Genomic DNA, 17,488 nt, shown 5'->3' on the forward strand with positions numbered 1-17,488 from the left:
TTATTACGTTCAAACTTGCTCTTTGCCATCTGAGCTCTCCTAATATCTAGCCTGCTCAGGCTTTTACTATTTGGCGTAACCGAAGATTACGCGAACTTCTTCTGAATTTCTTGTGCGACCGCGGTCGGAACCGGCTCATAATGGTCGAACTGCATGGTGTACTGTGCACGACCCTGAGACATCGAACGCAGGTTGTTCACATAACCAAACATGTTGGCCAGTGGAACGTTTGCGTTGACGACCGTAGCAATGCCACGAGCTTCCGTACCCGAGATCTGACCACGACGTGAGTTCAGATCGCCAATTACGTCACCGACGTAATCTTCAGGAGTTACGACTTCGACCTTCATGATCGGCTCAAGAAGCTGTGCACCAGCCTTCTGTGCGCCTTCACGGAACGCTGCACGGGCAGCGATTTCGAACGCGAGAACCGAAGAGTCAACGTCGTGGTATGCGCCGTCGATCAGGGTTGCCTTCACGCCGAGCATCGGGAAGCCAGCAAGCGGACCCGCACCCATGACGCTTTCGATGCCCTTCTGAACGCCTGGGATGTATTCCTTAGGAACAGCACCACCAACGATCTTGGATTCGAAGATGAAGTCATCGCCATCATGCGGTTCGAAAATGATCTTGACGCGAGCAAACTGACCCGAACCACCCGACTGCTTCTTATGGGTGTAATCGATTTCAGCCTGACGGGTGATCGATTCACGGTAAGCAACCTGCGGCGCGCCGACGTTTGCTTCTACCTTGAATTCACGCTTCATGCGGTCGACGAGAATGTCGAGATGAAGTTCGCCCATGCCTGCGATGATCGTCTGACCGGATTCTTCATCGGACTTAACGCGGAACGAAGGATCTTCAGCAGCCAGACGGTTGAGCGCGATGCCCATCTTTTCCTGGTCAGCCTTGGTCTTTGGTTCAATCGCGATTTCGATAACCGGATCAGGGAATTCCATGCGTTCAAGGATAACCGGCTTCAGCGGATCGCAGAGCGTATCGCCAGTTGTGGTTTCCTTGAGGCCAGCCAGAGCAACGATATCGCCTGCAAAGGCTTCTTCGATGTCTTCACGGCTGTTGGAGTGCATCTGCAGCATACGGCCGATGCGCTCACGCTTGCCCTTAACAGTGTTTTCGAGCGAAATGCCCTTGGTCATCTTGCCCGAGTAGATACGAGCAAAAGTAAGCGAGCCAACGAACGGATCGTTCATGATCTTGAATGCGAGCATCGAAAGCGGTGCTTCATCCGAAGATTCGCGGGTCGTTTCAGTTTCCGTCTTAACGTCGATGCCCTTAATTGCAGGAACATCGGTTGGAGCCGGAAGGAAGGCAACAACAGCGTCGAGAAGTGGCTGAATGCCACGGTTCTTAAACGCAGTACCGCAAAGAACCGGATGAAACTTAACGTCGATCGTGCCCTTACGGATCAGTGCGCGGAGCTGATCATTGTCAGGCATAACGCCTTCCAGATAAGCTTCCATTGCAGCTTCGTCGATTTCCACGGCCAGCTCGATGAGCTTTTCGCGGTATTCTTCAGCCTGATCACGCAGGTCAGCTGGAATTTCGCCAACGGTCGCAGCTGCGCCGATGGTGCCGTCCCAGGTGAGAGCGTTCATTTCGATCAGATCGATAACGCCTTCGAACTCATTTTCAGCGCCGATTGGCAGCTGAACTGGAAGAGCGATAGCGCCGAGACGCGAGCCAACCATTTCTACGCAACGGTAGAAGTCAGCACCGATCTTGTCCATCTTGTTGACGAAGACCATGCGCGGAACGTGGTACTTCTCAGCCTGACGCCAAACAGTTTCAGTCTGCGGCTCTACGCCAGCATTCGCATCGAGAAGAGCGATTGCGCCGTCGAGAACGCGGAGCGAACGCTCAACTTCAATGGTGAAGTCAACGTGGCCCGGCGTGTCGATGATGTTGAAGCGACGCTTCTTGCCATCCTGACCCTGCCAGAACGTGGTCGTTGCAGCAGAGGTAATCGTGATACCACGTTCCTGCTCCTGCTCCATCCAGTCCATGGTGGAAGCACCGTCATGGGTTTCGCCAATCTTGTGGTTCTTACCGGTATAGAACAGGATACGCTCGGTCATCGTCGTCTTACCGGCGTCGATGTGAGCCATAATACCGAAATTGCGGTAGTCTTCGATTTTATATTCGCGGGCCATGTTTTTGCTCTTTGAATAGGGTTCGACGATTACCAGCGGTAATGCGAGAATGCGCGGTTGGCTTCAGCCATGCGGTGCGTGTCTTCACGCTTCTTCACAGCAGAACCACGGTTGTTTGCAGCATCAAGCAATTCACCGGAAAGACGATCAATCATCGTGGTTTCATTGCGACCACGAGCGGCATTGATCAGCCAACGAATGGCAAGCGCCTGGCGGCGTTCTGAACGCACATCGACCGGAACCTGGTAGGTTGCACCACCAACGCGGCGCGAACGGACTTCAACGTGCGGAGCGACATTGTCGAGCGCCTGATGGAACAGCGCGACCGGCTCTGACTTCGCCTTGGCTTCGATTGCCGAAAGCGCACCGTAAACGATGCTTTCTGCAACCGACTTCTTGCCATGAAGCATGACTGCATTCATGAACTTTGTGATCACGAGATCGCCGAACTTTGGATCCGGGTTAATCTCGCGCTTCTCTGCTTTATGGCGTCTGGACATTTCGTCTCAACTTTCAATTACATCGGGCTCAACTCGCCATTCCGGCGGCCGGTATCCCCGGAAAATTCTTACTTAGGACGCTTTGCACCGTACTTGGAACGACGCTGCTTGCGGTTCTTAACACCCTGGGTATCAAGAACGCCGCGGATGATGTGATAACGCACACCCGGCAAATCCTTGACGCGGCCGCCGCGGATCATAACCACGGAGTGCTCCTGAAGGTTGTGACCTTCACCTGGGATGTAACCGATGACTTCAAAGCCATTGGTCAGACGAATCTTGGCAACCTTACGGAGAGCCGAGTTCGGCTTCTTAGGGGTTGTCGTATAAACGCGGGTGCAAACGCCGCGCTTCTGTGGGTTTGCCTGCAGAGCAGGAACCTTATTACGCTTTACCGGCGCAGTGCGCGGCTTGCGGATCAACTGGTTTACGGTAGGCATTGAACCTTCCTCTATAAAAAATCTCGTATCAGCGCCCCATGAGGGCCGTTTCACCGGAGTGCTCATGCACAAATTCGGGACCAGCCACACTGTATGTGGCCACCCCGAACAAAAGCAGAGGAAGCATAGGCTTCATGCGAACGGCAAGTTGCATTTCGATCGTAAAACGAACCCTGTTTGAGGCGAACTTCAGAGCGCGTCGCTCCGAAACAGCCAGCCTCACATCGGCTCAGATGGGCTGCTGATACGTGTTTGGAGGCGTTTCGTCAAGGGCAGGATATTAAGTTTCTTTACCAAAAGGCCGCAAAGCCGCGTTTTGGTGCCTGCCGGACAGGTTATTGCGCTATACTAAGCGCCATATCGCGATTATTACGCAGACAAAACTGTCATTTTCGTGTGCCAGCATAGCGCCAGACCCGAACTGCCGCTATTGAAGCACATCCGAGTCGAAACACAACAGAATATTAAGGGATTCTCAATGTCATCCACTACCCCGATAGCAGATAACGATTCGCCGATCGTTCATCTGGTCATTGCCGACGTCTGGAACGAAGGCGAAGAGGAATCTGTAGAAGTACACATTCTTCTGAAATCCGATGAAGACGAAGACCTCGTTCAGACCGTTCTCGCGATCCTTGCGGAAGAAGGCTACCACGAAGCCGAGCTGGTTGAGATGGGCACCATCACCGAAGAGCCTGAAGAAGAGCCTCACAAGAGCGCATGGCACACCGCCCTCACCGGCGAAGTTGCCCTCATCGAGTTTGAAGGCGACGACGAGGAAGAAGAATAACGTATTGAGAATGGAGAGCAAGAAAGGGGATTGCAGGTCAACAGCCACCTTGTGCCCTGCTCTTACTCTCCACTCTTACCCCCAAAAAAACAAAATTAAGCAGCACAACTCAATTTCAAGGCGTTGCTAGTTAAAGCACCAGCGCGAATTGAGACGAACTAACGTATTTATTTTAGTATTCGATTAGGAAATTTAAATGGTACTCAATTTTAGAGAAATATCCTTGGCAGTTACGATGACCTTGATGATCGCAACATACCTTCCAACTAATGCGACTGCGGCAGAAACTAAAATCGACACGAAAGATACACTGACGCAGTGTTACGACGAAATTGGCGATGCTCCCCGTACTGAACTCTCAGCTTGCTTTGATAAAAAAGAAAAGCAAGCTGCTACAGCCCTCGAATTGAAGATTGAAGAAGTTCGCAAAGAAATTACAGACACGGACTCTTCGGGAAGTAAAGATGCTCTCGCTTCGCTAACAAAATCACAAGAGACGTTTGAGATTTTCAAGAAAGCCGAGTGCAGCCGCGTGAGAGATGCAGCTATGGGCGGCAGTGGCGCAGATGATGAAGCGCGTGCTTGCGCAATCGATTTAACAATCTGGCGCACTCAACGTCTTTCGAATTGATCTATTCTGAAAGTGTCGATCTGGTATATTCAGATCGATACTTGTTCGCAATGAAAAGGCCGCCTCGAAAGGCGGCCTTTTCTTTTTCCTGAACGCTGCCTTATTCGGCTGCGTTGTTGGTCATGTCTGTCAGCATCGCATTGGCTGCTGCGGAACCGGTCGACTTGCGGCGCTCATCGATGATCAGTTCGTCGCGAGCCGTCGCAATACGACGGATCTGGTTGGTCATGCCACCAGTACCGGCCGGGATGAGACGACCGACGATGACGTTTTCCTTGAGACCCTGCAGCATGTCCATCTTGCCAGCAACAGCGGCTTCGGTAAGCACGCGAGTGGTTTCCTGGAACGACGCAGCCGAGATGAACGAAGGGGTCTGCAACGAAGCCTTGGTGATACCAAGCAGAACCGGATTTCCGAAACCTGGCTTCTTGCCTTCCTCGATCAGACGATCATTGACCTCATCGAGCTCGATGCGATCGACATGATCACCGGTGATGTAACCGGTATCGCCCGATTCCGTGATCTCGATCTTCTGAAGCATCTGACGAACAATCACTTCGATGTGCTTGTCGTTGATCAGAACGCCCTGAAGACGATAGACTTCCTGGATTTCATTGACGAGGTAGGAAGCGAGAGCTTCCACGCCCTTAATGGCCAGAATGTCGTGCGGCGCTGGATTACCGTCGAGGATGTATTCACCCTTTTCGATAACGTCACCGTCCTGAAGATGGAACGGCTTACCCTTAGGGATCAGATACTCAACAGGCTCGATCGTATCGTCGTTTGGCTCGATGATGATGCGACGCTTGTTCTTGTAATCGCGACCGAAGCGGACGGTACCATCGATCTCTGCGATGACGGCATGATCCTTCGGACGACGAGCTTCGAACAGTTCCGCAACGCGTGGCAGACCACCGGTAATATCCTTGGTCTTCGCGCTTTCCATCGGCAGACGAGCGATAACGTCACCAGCATTAACGTGAGCACCCGGCTCGAACGAAAGGATCGTTTCCACCGAAAGCAGGAAGCGAGCTTCGCCACCCTTCGACAGCTTTGCGATCTTGCCGCTCTTGTCCTTGATGATCATCGCAGGCTTGAGGTCCGCACCACGTGGGGTCGAACGCCAATCGATGATAACGCGCTTCGTGATACCTGTCGACTCGTCCGCTGTTTCCGAAACCGAAAGACCATCGACGAGATCTTCGAACTCGACGTAGCCTTCCACTTCCGTAAGGATTGGACGGGTGTATGGATCCCACTCAGCAATACGCTGGCCGCGCTTGACTGCATCGGCTTCGTCAACGAACAGACGCGAACCGTAGGTTACACGGTGAACAGCACGTTCCTTGCCCGTAGCATCGACGATCAGAACCGCCATGTTACGGCCCATGACCACGAGGTTACCATCCGAGTTGCGAACCACGTTGCGGTTGCGCAGCTTAACGGTGCCTTCATACGAAGCTTCGAGGTAGGACGAGTCAACAACCTGTGCGGTACCGCCCAAGTGGAAGGTACGCATGGTCAGCTGAGTGCCAGGCTCACCGATCGACTGTGCAGCGATAACGCCAACAGCTTCACCCTGGTTGACCGGAGTACCGCGTGCAAGGTCACGACCATAGCACTTGGCGCAAACGCCGTTACGGGTTTCACAGGTCAGGGCCGAGCGAATACGGATCGACTGGATTGCAGCCTTCTCGATGATTTCGACGTCCTTTTCCTCGATCATGCGGCCAGCTTCGACGATAACTTCGCCGGTTGCCGGATTGATGATCGGATCAAGTGCCGTACGACCCAGAACGCGCTGTCCAATTGGAGCAACGATCTGGCCGGCATCGACGATCGGCTGCATGGTGAGACCAATTTCGGCGCCGCAATCGACTTCCGAAATGATCGCATCCTGTGCAACGTCAACGAGACGACGTGTCAGGTAACCCGAGTTAGCGGTCTTCAAGGCGGTATCGGCAAGACCCTTACGGGCACCGTGTGTCGAGTTGAAGTACTCGTTAACGGTCAGGCCTTCCTTGAAGTTCGAGATGATCGGGGTTTCGATGATTTCACCCGACGGCTTGGCCATAAGACCACGCATGCCGCCAAGCTGACGCATCTGGTTGACCGAACCACGGGCACCCGAATGCGACATCATGTAGACCGAGTTCATCTGCTTCTGACGTCCGGTCACCGGGTCGAACTCAACAGCCTTAATACGGGCCATCATTTCTTCGGTGATCTTGTCAGTCGCCTTACCCCAGGCATCAACAACCTTGTTGTACTTTTCGCCCTGAGTGATCAGGCCGTCATTGTACTGCTGTTCGTATTCAGTCGTCAGCGCTTCGGTTTCTGCAACGATCTTTACCTTCGCATCAGGAATGACCATGTCATCCTTACCGAACGAAATACCGGCGCGACATGCATGGGCAAAGCCGAGCTGCATGATGCGATCGCAGAAGATAACCGTCTCTTTCTGACCGCAATGGCGGTAGACGTGGTCGATCATCTTGGAGATGTTCTTCTTGGTCATCTCCTGATTACAGATGTCGAACGGCACATTGACGTGCTTCGGCAGAAGCTCGCCAGTGATCATACGGCCAGGCGTCGTGTCGTAAACCTTGGAAACGACATTGCCTTCCGCATCAACCGTCTTGAAACGGCCTTTGATCTTGGTGTGCAGCGTGACAACCTTGTTCTCAAGCGCATGCTGAAGTTCACCCATATCGGCAAACAACATGCCTTCGCCTGGCTCCTTGTCTGCCACGATCGACAGATAATAGAGGCCGAGAACCATGTCCTGCGAAGGAACGATGATCGGTGCGCCGTTTGCAGGGTGCAGGATGTTGTTGGTCGACATCATCAGCACGCGTGCTTCAAGCTGAGCTTCAAGCGAAAGCGGAACGTGCACAGCCATCTGGTCACCGTCGAAGTCAGCGTTGAACGCTGTACAAACGAGCGGATGCAGCTGAATTGCCTTGCCTTCGATCAGGATTGGCTCGAATGCCTGAATACCAAGACGGTGCAGCGTAGGCGCACGGTTCAGAAGAACCGGATGCTCACGAATAACTTCGTCAAGGATATCCCAAACTTCCGGACGTTCCTTTTCAACCAGCTTCTTCGCCTGCTTGACCGTCGAGGAGTAACCCTTGGCGTCAAGACGTGCGTAGATGAATGGCTTGAACAGTTCGAGCGCCATCTTCTTAGGCAGACCGCACTGGTGAAGCTTCAGTTCAGGACCAGTAACGATAACCGAGCGACCCGAATAGTCGACGCGCTTACCGAGAAGGTTCTGACGGAAACGACCCTGCTTACCCTTGAGCATGTCGGAGAGCGACTTCAGCGGACGCTTGTTAGCACCCGTGATGACGCGGCCACGACGACCGTTATCGAACAGCGCATCAACAGCTTCCTGCAGCATACGCTTTTCGTTACGGATAATGATGCCCGGTGCGCGCAGTTCGATCAGACGCTTCAAACGGTTGTTACGGTTGATCACACGACGATACAGATCGTTCAGATCCGAAGTCGCAAAACGACCACCATCCAGCGGAACCAGAGGACGCAGATCCGGTGGGATAACCGGAACGATCTTCATGATCATCCACTCGGGGCGATTACCGGACTCAAGGAAGTTCTCAACGATCTTGAGGCGCTTCATCAGCTTCTTCGTCTTCAGTTCTGAAGTCGTTTCGGCCAGATCAACGCGCAGATCAGCTGCGATCTTTTCAAGTTCCATCGAAGCCAGAAGCTCGAAAATAGCTTCAGCGCCGATAAGTGCTGTGAACTGATCTTCGCCGAATTCATCGACGGCGATCATGTATTCTTCTTCCGAAAGAAGCTGATGCTCCTTCAGTGAAGTCAGACCAGGTTCGGTAACAATGTAGTTCTCGAAGTACAGGACGCGCTCGATATCCTTGAGCGTCATGTCCAGCAGCGTGCCGATACGGCTTGGCAGCGACTTCAGGAACCAGATATGTGCAACCGGTGCGGCCAGTTCGATATGGCCCATGCGCTCACGACGAACGCGCGACAGCGTAACTTCAACGCCGCACTTTTCGCAGATGATGCCCTTGTATTTCATACGCTTGTACTTGCCGCACAAGCATTCATAATCCTTGATCGGGCCAAAGATACGCGCGCAGAAGAGACCATCGCGTTCAGGCTTGAACGTACGATAGTTGATCGTCTCCGGCTTCTTGATCTCGCCGTATGACCAGGACAGAATCTTCTCAGGGCTGGCAATCGAGATTCTGATGGAATCGAACGTCTGTGCCGGAGCCTGAGGATTGAAAAGATTCATGACCTCTTGGTTCATGCCGTTCTCCTTGAGGGCGTTCCGCCGCCCTGTGTGTCGTCGATGACAGGCAGAAAGTCCCTGCCATCTTGAAAAGAATTCGCGGTATTAAGCAGTCTGAAACTGCACATTCCGTTCAGCATTCCCTTGCGCAAAGCGGTTGTAGCCGTTTGCTGGAAATACCTTACGGGCGCGCCACGGCAATACCATGGCGCGCCTTGATGTTTTTTATTCCGCCGCGTCCGGAAGTGCCGGCTGCTGCTCGTCACGTGTATCGTCCAGCTCAACATTGAGACCGAGCGAACGCATTTCCTTGACAAGAACGTTAAAGCTTTCTGGAATACCAGCTTCAAACGTATCATCGCCACGAACAATCGCTTCGTAGACCTTGGTACGGCCTGCAACGTCGTCCGACTTGACCGTAAGCATTTCCTGCAACGTGTAAGCTGCACCGTATGCTTCCAGAGCCCAGACCTCCATTTCGCCGAAGCGCTGGCCACCGAACTGCGCCTTACCACCGAGCGGCTGCTGGGTGACGAGCGAGTAAGGTCCGATCGAACGAGCGTGGATCTTGTCGTCGACCAGGTGGTGGAGCTTCAACATATAGATGTAGCCCATGGTCACCTGACGGTCGAACGGCTCACCCGTACGGCCATCATACAGTGTCGACTGACCCGAGGTCGCGAGACCCGCATCGGTCAACATCGCATTGATGTCAGCTTCTACCGCACCGTCGAATACCGGCGTTGCGATCGATACGCCGCGCCTTACCTGGCTGGCCAGCATGAGGACGGAATCGTCATCATAAGACCGGACCGGTTCATTGCGGTCGTTGTCCGGATAGATGTGCTCCAGCGTATCGCGAAGTGGCTGAATGTCTGCCGTCTTGCGATAAACGTCGATCAGCTCACCGATCTTCTTGCCCATACCTGCGCAAGCCCAGCCAAGATGTGTTTCCAGAATCTGGCCCACATTCATACGGCTCGGCACACCAAGCGGGTTAAGAACGATATCGGCATGCGTACCGTCTTCGAGGAATGGCATGTCTTCGACAGGCAGAATGCGAGAAACCACACCCTTGTTGCCGTGACGGCCAGCCATCTTGTCGCCCGGCTGGATCTTGCGCTTCACAGCAACAAAGACCTTAACCATCTTCATGACGCCTGGAGGCATCTCGTCGCCGCGCTGTACCTTCTCGACCTTATCCATGAAGCGTGCTTCGAGCAGCTTCTTGGATTCGTCGTACTGGCCACGCAGAGCTTCGAGCTCACCCTGATGCTTTTCGTCTTCAACGGCGAACTGCCACCATTGCGAACGCGGATACTCAGTCATGACTTCACGAGTAATAGCTGTGCCCTTTTTGAAGCCCTTAGGGCCTGCAGCAGCAACCTTACCGTCGATCATGTCAGCGAGACGGCCATAGACGTTACGATCCAGGATAGCCTGTTCGTCGTCACGGTCCTTCGCAAGACGTTCGATCTCTTCGCGTTCGATCGCCATTGCACGTTCGTCTTTTTCAACGCCGTGGCGATTGAAAACGCGAACTTCAACAACAGTACCGTACGTGCCCGGAGGCATACGCATGGAGGTGTCACGAACGTCAGACGCCTTTTCACCAAAGATGGCGCGCAGAAGCTTTTCTTCCGGCGTCATCGGGCTTTCGCCCTTTGGCGTGATCTTGCCGACAAGAATGTCGCCAGGATGCACTTCAGCACCGATGTAAACGATACCAGCTTCGTCGAGGTTCTTCAGCGCTTCTTCCGAAACATTCGGAATATCGCGGGTGATTTCCTCAGGTCCAAGCTTCGTGTCACGAGCGGCGACTTCGAATTCCTCGATGTGGATCGAGGTGAAGACGTCGTCCGAAACGATCTTCTCGGAAAGAAGGATCGAATCTTCGTAATTGTAGCCGTTCCAAGGCATGAACGCGACGAGCACGTTGCGGCCAAGAGCCAGATCGCCCAGATCGGTCGACGGACCATCAGCAATGATGTCGCCCTTACCGATAGGATCACCAACGCGTACAAGCGGACGCTGATTGATGCAGGTGCTCTGGTTCGAGCGCTGGAACTTCTGCAGACGATAGATATCGACGCCAGACTTCGACGGATCGAGGTCTTCGGTAGCGCGGATAACGATACGCGTTGCGTCAACCTGATCAACGAAACCACCGCGACGAGCGGCAATAGCAGCACCAGAGTCACGTGCAACGATCGCTTCCATACCAGTTCCCACGAACGGAGCTTCCGCACGTACGAGTGGCACAGCCTGACGCTGCATGTTCGAGCCCATAAGAGCGCGGTTGGCGTCGTCGTTTTCAAGGAACGGAATAAGCGCTGCAGCAACCGAAACCAGCTGCTTTGGCGAAACGTCCATGAGATCCACGTTTTCACGCGGAGCCATCATCACTTCACCGGCATGACGGCAGATGACGAATTCGTCAACGAAACTGCCGTTCTCGTCCAGCTCAACGTTTGCCTGAGCAACCGAGTGCTTCGCTTCTTCCATGGCCGACAGGTAAACAACGTCGTAAGTTACCTTGCCATCGACAACCTTGCGGTACGGGCTTTCGATGAAGCCGTACTTGTTGACGCGGGCAAAAGTTGCAAGCGAGTTGATCAGACCGATATTCGGGCCTTCCGGCGTTTCAATCGGGCAGATACGGCCATAATGCGTTGGATGCACGTCGCGGACTTCAAAGCCAGCGCGCTCGCGGGTCAAACCACCAGGTCCAAGAGCCGAAAGACGGCGCTTGTGGGTAATTTCCGAAAGCGGGTTGGTCTGATCCATGAACTGCGACAGCTGCGATGAGCCGAAGAATTCACGTACAGCCGCAGCAGCAGGCTTCGCGTTGATCAGATCCTGTGGCATGACCGTGTCGATTTCGATCGAGGACATACGTTCCTTGATCGCACGTTCCATGCGCAGAAGACCGACACGATACTGATTTTCCATCAGTTCGCCGACCGAACGGACACGACGGTTACCGAGGTTATCGATGTCGTCGATTTCGCCGCGGCCATCGCGCAGTTCAACCAGCATCTTGACCACAGCAAGGATATCTTCCTTGCGCAGAACACGCACAGTGTCTTCTGCATCGAGGTCGAGACGCATGTTCATCTTCACGCGACCAACAGCGGAAAGGTCATAGCGTTCTGAATCGAAGAACAACGAATGGAACATGGCTTCAGCCGAGTCCATTGTCGGTGGTTCACCTGGACGCATAACGCGGTAGATGTCGAACAGTGCTTCCTGACGGCTTTCGTTCTTGTCGACAGCAAGCGTGTTGCGAATATAGCCACCGATATTGATATGATCGATATCAAGAACGTTAATCTCTTCAACACCAGTGTCGAGAAGCGTCTTGAGAACCTTCTCATCAATTTCGTCACCAGCTTCGAGATAAATCTCGCCGGTTGCGTAATTGACGGTATCTTCAGCAAGATACGAACCAAAGAGATCGTCTTCGGTTGCCTTGATGAACTTGAGGCCCTTTTCAGCAAGCTGCTTCGCAGAGCGAGCAGTCAGCTTCTTGCCGGCTTCCAGAACGACTTCACCGGTATCCGCATCGATAAGATCAGTGATGATCTTCATGCCCTTGAAACGGTCTGCCGAATAAGGGATGCGCCAGTTATCGCCGTCACGCGAATAGGTGACGGTTTTGTAGAACGTCGACAGAATCTCTTCGCCATCCATGCCGAGCGCCATAAGCAGCGTCGTGGCTGGAAGCTTGCGGCGACGATCGATACGCGCATAGACCACGTCCTTGGCATCGAATTCGATGTCAAGCCATGAACCGCGGTAGGGAATGACGCGAGCAGCAAACAGAAGCTTGCCCGAGGAGTGCGTCTTGCCCTTGTCATGATCGAAGAATACGCCCGGCGAGCGGTGCATCTGCGAAACGATAACGCGTTCGGTACCATTGACGATAAAGGTGCCATTGTCTGTCATGAGCGGCATATCGCCCATGTAAACGTCCTGCTCCTTGATGTCCTTGATGGACTTCGCGCCGGTATCTTCATCAATATCGAACACGATCAGACGAAGCGTCACCTTGAGAGGTGCCGAATAAGTCAAATCGCGCTGACGGCATTCGTCAACGTCGAACTTCGGTGCATCGAATTCGTAGCGAACGAATTCCAGCATTGAAGCGCCGGAGAAATCCTGAATTGGGAAAACAGACTTGAAAACCGCCTGCAAACCCTCTTCAGAACGCCCGCCAGCTGGTTCCTCAACCATGAGGAACTGGTCGTATGATGCCTTTTGAACCTCAATGAGGTTTGGCATTTCCGCGACCTCGGGGATCTTGCCGAAAAATTTGCGTACGCGCTTGCGACCATTGAAAGAATGGGTCTGAGCCATCGTCGCTCCTCGTTCTATAGCCTTACGGCTTGCTCACGCCTTGCGGCCTTTATCGTGCGCCGCCTTTCGGCGGTCCTTCTAACGGGCTAAAACCCGTTTTCTGAAGGCCCGTTCAGGGCCATCAGAAAAAGGGTTCAAAGTGATCAGAACATTCTCTTAAAAATCGTTCTGATTATAATCTGCATGAAGAGAACCTAATTCCGCGCTTTTCGTTTCTTTTCATGCATTTACTCCAGATGCAAGACCCAGAGTGAAACCGGCGGACGGAAACCGTCCGCCGGAATGCTCGAACTTACTTGAGTTCGACCTTAGCGCCAGCTGCTTCGAGCTGTGCCTTGATCTTTTCAGCTTCGTCCTTGGTAGCGGCTTCCTTGACTGCCTTAGGAGCAGCTTCAACGAGGTCCTTAGCTTCCTTGAGGCCGAGACCGGTGATTGCGCGCACTTCCTTGATCACGTTGATCTTGTTAGGGCCGCCGTCAGCGAGAACAACGTCAAACTCGGTCTTTTCTTCAACAGCAGCAGCTGGAGCACCAGCAGCAGCAGCAGCAGCTACAGGAGCAGCAGCCGAAACGCCCCACTTCTCTTCGAGAAGCTTCGAAAGCTCAGCAGCTTCCAGAACTGTCAGAGCCGAAAGGTCGTCAACGATCTTTGCGAGATCAGCCATTTTGGTATTTCCTTAGTTTAAGGTTTGAACTGTTTGTAATGAGAAACGGCCTTAAGCCGCCTCGTTCTTCCGGGCGTGCGCACCAATAACGCGAGCGATCTGGCCCGCTGGAGCGCTGGTAAGTACTGCAAGACGCTGAGCCGGGGTTTGGATCATTCCAACCAGCTTTGCGCGCAGTTCGTCGAGCGATGGGAGCGAAGCAAGCGACTTTACGCCATCGGCGTTAAGCGTTGTTGCGCCCATTGATCCACCAAGAATAACGAGCTTTTCGTTAGCCTTAGCGAACTCGACGGCTACTTTCGGAGCAGTAATCGGGTCGTCTGCATATGCAACGACCGTCTGACCTGTGAACAGGTCTGCGATACCTTCCGATTCCGTGCCCTGAAGAGCGATTTTGGCAAGGCGGTTTTTCGCGACTTTAACGGTGCCACCAGCATCACGCATCTTGGAACGAAGATCGCTCATCTGCGCAACGGTGAGACCGGTATAGTGGGCCACGACGACCGAACCGGACTCTTTGAAAGCGCCGTTCAGCCACGCGACAAATTCGCGCTTTTCCGCTCTATCCACTGTGTCTCTCCAGTAGACAGGACCAATTGGCCCTGCCGGGTTGCCTTTGCCAGACAAACCTTGCGGTCCATCCGACGTTCGAGGATCCTGTCCCCTTCAGCTTCCCCCGCAAAAGCGGACTTCACTCAAAGGCAACTACGGTTCAAACCTCGCATGCACTTTCGTGCGAAACAGGGTTATTCCACGTCTCATGCAGGCCGTATGTTTAAGGACTATCACCCGGGGATGATGATCCGCCTGCAATCTCGGACAGGATAACCGGACTTTCGTCCGGCTATCCGGATCTTGCGATCCGGAATTTTTGCACTTTCGACCACTTTTGCAGTGCTGGCGTGCTGCCAATGAGCCTCCCCTTCTAGGGAAAGCTCAGGCTCCGGCGAACCGGAGCCCAAATAACTTAAGCGACGACCTTAACGGTTGCCGGATCGACCTTGACGCCAACGCCCATGGTCGAAGAGATCGATACGCGCTTGACGTATTCGCCCTTGGCAGCCGAAGGCTTTGCCTTGATGACTGCATCAGCAAAGGCTTTGATGTTTTCTTCGAGCTTCTTGCTATCGAAGGAAACCTTGCCAATGCCGGCATGGATGATACCAGCCTTTTCAACGCGGAACTCAACTGCGCCGCCCTTGGAAGCGGTAACTGCAGCTGCAACGTCAACAGTCACAGTACCAACCTTAGGGTTTGGCATCAGGCCACGTGGGCCGAGTACCTTACCAAGGCGACCGACGAGCGGCATCATGTCCGGGGTCGCAATGCAGCGATCGAAGTCGATCTTGCCGCCATTGACGATTTCGAACAGTTCTTCCGCACCAACGATGTCAGCGCCAGCCTTCTTAGCCTCTTCAGCCTTATCGCCGCGTGCAAAAACAGCAACGCGAACGGTACGGCCAGTACCGTTAGGAAGATTGACAACGCCACGAACCATCTGGTCGGCGTGACGCGGGTCAACACCGAGGTTCATTGCGATTTCGATGGTTTCGTCGAACTTGGCAACTGCACGTTCCTTAACCATACCGATTGCATCGGACAGGTCGTAGAGCTTGTTGACGTCAACGCCTTCGCGGATCTTAGTTACACGCTTGGAAATCTTTGCCATGGTCTTAGCTCACCACTTCCAGGCCCATCGAACGGGCAGAACCTTCGATCATACGCATTGCCGCTTCCACGTCAGATGCGTTCAGATCCTTCATCTTAACAAGAGCGATTTCGCGAACTTTATCACGCGCAATCGTGCCTGCTTTTTCCTTGCCAGGCGCCTTGGAGCCCGACTTGAGGTTAGCAGCCTTCTTAAGGAAGTAGGTTACCGGAGGAGTCTTCATCACAAAAGTGAAAGACTTGTCCTGATAGTATGTGATCACGACTGGAATCGGCGAACCTTTTTCCAGTTCCTGTGTGGCAGCGTTAAATGCCTTACAGAATTCCATGATGTTGATGCCGCGCTGACCCAGTGCTGGGCCAATCGGAGGCGATGGATTGGCCGCACCTGCTGCTACCTGGAGCTTCAGCTGGCCTGCAATTTTCTTAGCCATTGCATTCTGCCTTCATAAAAATACCGGAAACCGGCGTTCTCGATTAATGCCGGAAACCCGGCTCTCGACTGACGTCAGGTAAACTGACTGGCAGTTTGGTGGTGCGAAATCAGCGACCGGCTAAGCCGCCTATCCTTCCACCTTTCCCACTTTTGACAGTAGGCACCCTTACGGGCAAACAATCAGAGCTTATCGACCTGACTGTATTCCAGATCCACAGGCGTCGCACGCCCGAAGATGGAAACTTCAACCTTGAGACGAGCACGCTCATCGTCAACTTCCTGAACGATACCGTTGAACGAAGCAAACGGACCATCGGAGACGCGAACGTTTTCACCGATCTCAAAGGTGATCGATGATTTTGGCCGATCAACACCGTCCTGAACCTGATTCAGAATTTGATCGACTTCCTTCTGAGAGACTGGAACAGGCTTTGAATCACCAAGGAAGCCAGTCACACGCGGCGTATTCTTAATCAAAGAAAACACAGCGTCAGTCAGTGTGGCATGAACGAGTACATAGCCCGGGAAGAACTTGCGCTCAGCATCAACCTTGCGGCCGCGGCGAACTTCAACAACCTTCTCGGTAGGCACAACAATCTGTTCAATCAGGCCGGAAAGACCCTTCTGAGCAGCTTTGGTTTCGATATCCTCAGCCACCTTCTTTTCGAAGTTGGAATAGGCGTGAACGATGTACCAGCGCGCTGTCATCTCGTAACTCCCCAATCCTGCTTAGCGGCCAAGGCCAAGTATAAATTCTACGCCATAGGCCATAAGCTGATCGGCAAGAAAAAAGAACGTAGCAGCCAGAAACGCCATGACCACCACCATAATTGTGGAGATGATCGTTTCACGCCGTGTCGGCCAGGTCACTTTCGCCGTTTCAGCGCGAACCTGCTGGAAAAAGGTGATCGGATTCGTCTTGGATGCCATCTGCCACTCTGTTTGCTTGGTGAACCACTATTTTCAATCCGAAAACGAATCAAAAACAGGAACCCACGCGTATACGGTACGCAAAGCTGAAGATTCAGCCCCACGCACCGCGTGTCTGTTGACGTTACATAGAATCGATTCTCAAAAAAAACAAGCCCATTGGTTAAAAGAATACCATACAGGCTTATCGGAGATTACCGATCCTTGCTAAATTCGCTTAAACGACCATTCAATTACGCATGTGCTTAAACTAGGCTGCTTAATTGCGCGGTAGCGACCCTCCTGCCCGGCCAACAAGTTCCGGCAGAAAGTATTTTCCCGATCTCGCATCAAGCCCGTTCCCAAATCAGGAATGAACTCAAGCGCGTATCGGACAGGCGGAAAGTCCACCAGATACAGAATATAGAAAACGAGCGCTCATAGTCAACCCATGAGCACCCGTTTGAAAATGGCAGGGGCAGCAGGGCTCGAACCCGCGACCTACGGTTTTGGAGACCGTCGCTCTACCAACTGAGCTATACCCCTATTTGGCATTCAAATACCAACTTGGCAGAATGCCTGACCGGCGGCGATACCGCCAGTCAAATTCTTTACTACTCGATGATCGAAGCGAC

13 protein-coding genes and 1 tRNA gene are annotated in these 17,488 nt (G+C 53.2%); 2 read left to right on the top strand and 12 right to left on the bottom strand.

Annotation, left to right across the window (positions count from 1 at the left end):
- Positions 1-86: 86 nt before the first annotated feature.
- The 3 genes from fusA to rpsL form a co-directional block, all read right to left on the bottom strand.
- Positions 87-2,171: an elongation factor G gene (fusA, locus tag CEV32_RS12640; protein WP_094577496.1), complete on the bottom strand. Its 2,085-nt coding sequence runs from the start codon at positions 2,169-2,171 to the stop codon at positions 87-89.
- Positions 2,172-2,200: 29 nt separating this feature from the next.
- Positions 2,201-2,671, bottom strand: a complete 471-nt coding sequence (gene rpsG / locus CEV32_RS12645) for a 30S ribosomal protein S7 (protein ID WP_007875422.1) — start codon at positions 2,669-2,671, stop codon at positions 2,201-2,203.
- Between the two features lie 68 nt (positions 2,672-2,739).
- A complete protein-coding gene (gene rpsL, locus CEV32_RS12650) occupies positions 2,740-3,111 on the bottom strand; it encodes a 30S ribosomal protein S12 (RefSeq protein WP_006168377.1) in 372 nt (123 codons plus the stop codon).
- Positions 3,112-3,541: 430 nt separating this feature from the next.
- On the opposite strand from rpsL, the gene CEV32_RS12660 reads away from it, so the two are divergent.
- Together CEV32_RS12660 and umoC are read left to right on the top strand one after the other, a co-directional pair.
- Positions 3,542-3,901 carry a hypothetical protein gene (locus tag CEV32_RS12660; protein ID WP_094577498.1) on the top strand — a complete coding sequence of 120 codons (360 nt, stop codon included), beginning with the start codon at positions 3,542-3,544 and terminating at the stop codon, positions 3,899-3,901.
- A gap of 196 nt (positions 3,902-4,097) precedes the next feature.
- A complete protein-coding gene (gene umoC, locus CEV32_RS12665) occupies positions 4,098-4,532 on the top strand; it encodes a lysozyme inhibitor LprI family protein (protein WP_094577499.1) in 435 nt (144 codons plus the stop codon).
- Positions 4,533-4,632: 100 nt separating this feature from the next.
- Here umoC and rpoC read toward each other — a convergent pair whose 3' ends face one another.
- The 9 genes from rpoC to CEV32_RS12710 form a co-directional block, all read right to left on the bottom strand.
- Positions 4,633-8,835, bottom strand: a complete 4,203-nt coding sequence (gene rpoC, locus CEV32_RS12670; RefSeq protein ID WP_094577500.1) for a DNA-directed RNA polymerase subunit beta' — start codon at positions 8,833-8,835, stop codon at positions 4,633-4,635.
- 207 nt (positions 8,836-9,042) lie between these two features.
- Positions 9,043-13,176: a DNA-directed RNA polymerase subunit beta gene (gene rpoB, locus CEV32_RS12675; protein ID WP_094577501.1), complete on the bottom strand. Its 4,134-nt coding sequence runs from the start codon at positions 13,174-13,176 to the stop codon at positions 9,043-9,045.
- Between the two features lie 292 nt (positions 13,177-13,468).
- Entirely contained in the window at positions 13,469-13,840 is a 372-nt protein-coding gene (rplL, locus tag CEV32_RS12680) for a 50S ribosomal protein L7/L12 (RefSeq protein WP_094577502.1), read from the bottom strand.
- A gap of 51 nt (positions 13,841-13,891) precedes the next feature.
- A complete protein-coding gene (gene rplJ, locus CEV32_RS12685; RefSeq protein ID WP_024898617.1) occupies positions 13,892-14,410 on the bottom strand; it encodes a 50S ribosomal protein L10 in 519 nt (172 codons plus the stop codon).
- A 397-nt stretch (positions 14,411-14,807) separates the two neighbouring features.
- Positions 14,808-15,509: a 50S ribosomal protein L1 gene (rplA, locus tag CEV32_RS12690; RefSeq protein ID WP_094577503.1), complete on the bottom strand. Its 702-nt coding sequence runs from the start codon at positions 15,507-15,509 to the stop codon at positions 14,808-14,810.
- A gap of 4 nt (positions 15,510-15,513) precedes the next feature.
- Positions 15,514-15,942, bottom strand: coding sequence for a 50S ribosomal protein L11 (gene rplK / locus CEV32_RS12695; RefSeq protein WP_007875441.1), 429 nt, complete (start codon positions 15,940-15,942; stop codon positions 15,514-15,516).
- Positions 15,943-16,124: 182 nt separating this feature from the next.
- The gene (gene nusG / locus CEV32_RS12700) at positions 16,125-16,652 is read right to left on the bottom strand and encodes a transcription termination/antitermination protein NusG (protein WP_094577504.1); all 528 of its coding nucleotides are present in this window, start codon (positions 16,650-16,652) and stop codon (positions 16,125-16,127) included.
- A gap of 21 nt (positions 16,653-16,673) precedes the next feature.
- The gene (secE, locus tag CEV32_RS12705) at positions 16,674-16,874 is read right to left on the bottom strand and encodes a preprotein translocase subunit SecE (RefSeq protein ID WP_094577505.1); all 201 of its coding nucleotides are present in this window, start codon (positions 16,872-16,874) and stop codon (positions 16,674-16,676) included.
- 449 nt (positions 16,875-17,323) lie between these two features.
- Positions 17,324-17,399: transfer RNA gene (locus CEV32_RS12710), tRNA-Trp, on the bottom strand.
- Between the last annotated feature and the right edge of the window lie 89 nt (positions 17,400-17,488).

The sequence above is a fragment of the Brucella rhizosphaerae genome, assembly GCF_002252475.1.
Classification (GTDB): domain Bacteria; phylum Pseudomonadota; class Alphaproteobacteria; order Rhizobiales; family Rhizobiaceae; genus Brucella; species Brucella rhizosphaerae.

Bases quoted from the DNA above. Each gene is read 5' to 3' on its own strand.
- fusA (WP_094577496.1), bottom strand. From the start codon at position 2,171: ATGGCCCGCGAATATAAAATCGAAGACTACCGCAATTTCGGTATTATG.
- rpsG (WP_007875422.1), bottom strand. From the start codon at position 2,671: ATGTCCAGACGCCATAAAGCAGAGAAGCGCGAGATTAACCCGGATCCA.
- rpsL (WP_006168377.1), bottom strand. From the start codon at position 3,111: ATGCCTACCGTAAACCAGTTGATCCGCAAGCCGCGCACTGCGCCGGTA.
- umoC (WP_094577499.1), top strand. From the start codon at position 4,098: ATGGTACTCAATTTTAGAGAAATATCCTTGGCAGTTACGATGACCTTG.
- rpoC (WP_094577500.1), bottom strand. From the start codon at position 8,835: ATGAACCAAGAGGTCATGAATCTTTTCAATCCTCAGGCTCCGGCACAG.
- rpoB (WP_094577501.1), bottom strand. From the start codon at position 13,176: ATGGCTCAGACCCATTCTTTCAATGGTCGCAAGCGCGTACGCAAATTT.
- rplL (WP_094577502.1), bottom strand. From the start codon at position 13,840: ATGGCTGATCTCGCAAAGATCGTTGACGACCTTTCGGCTCTGACAGTT.
- rplA (WP_094577503.1), bottom strand. From the start codon at position 15,509: ATGGCAAAGATTTCCAAGCGTGTAACTAAGATCCGCGAAGGCGTTGAC.
- rplK (WP_007875441.1), bottom strand. From the start codon at position 15,942: ATGGCTAAGAAAATTGCAGGCCAGCTGAAGCTCCAGGTAGCAGCAGGT.
- nusG (WP_094577504.1), bottom strand. From the start codon at position 16,652: ATGACAGCGCGCTGGTACATCGTTCACGCCTATTCCAACTTCGAAAAG.
- secE (WP_094577505.1), bottom strand. From the start codon at position 16,874: ATGGCATCCAAGACGAATCCGATCACCTTTTTCCAGCAGGTTCGCGCT.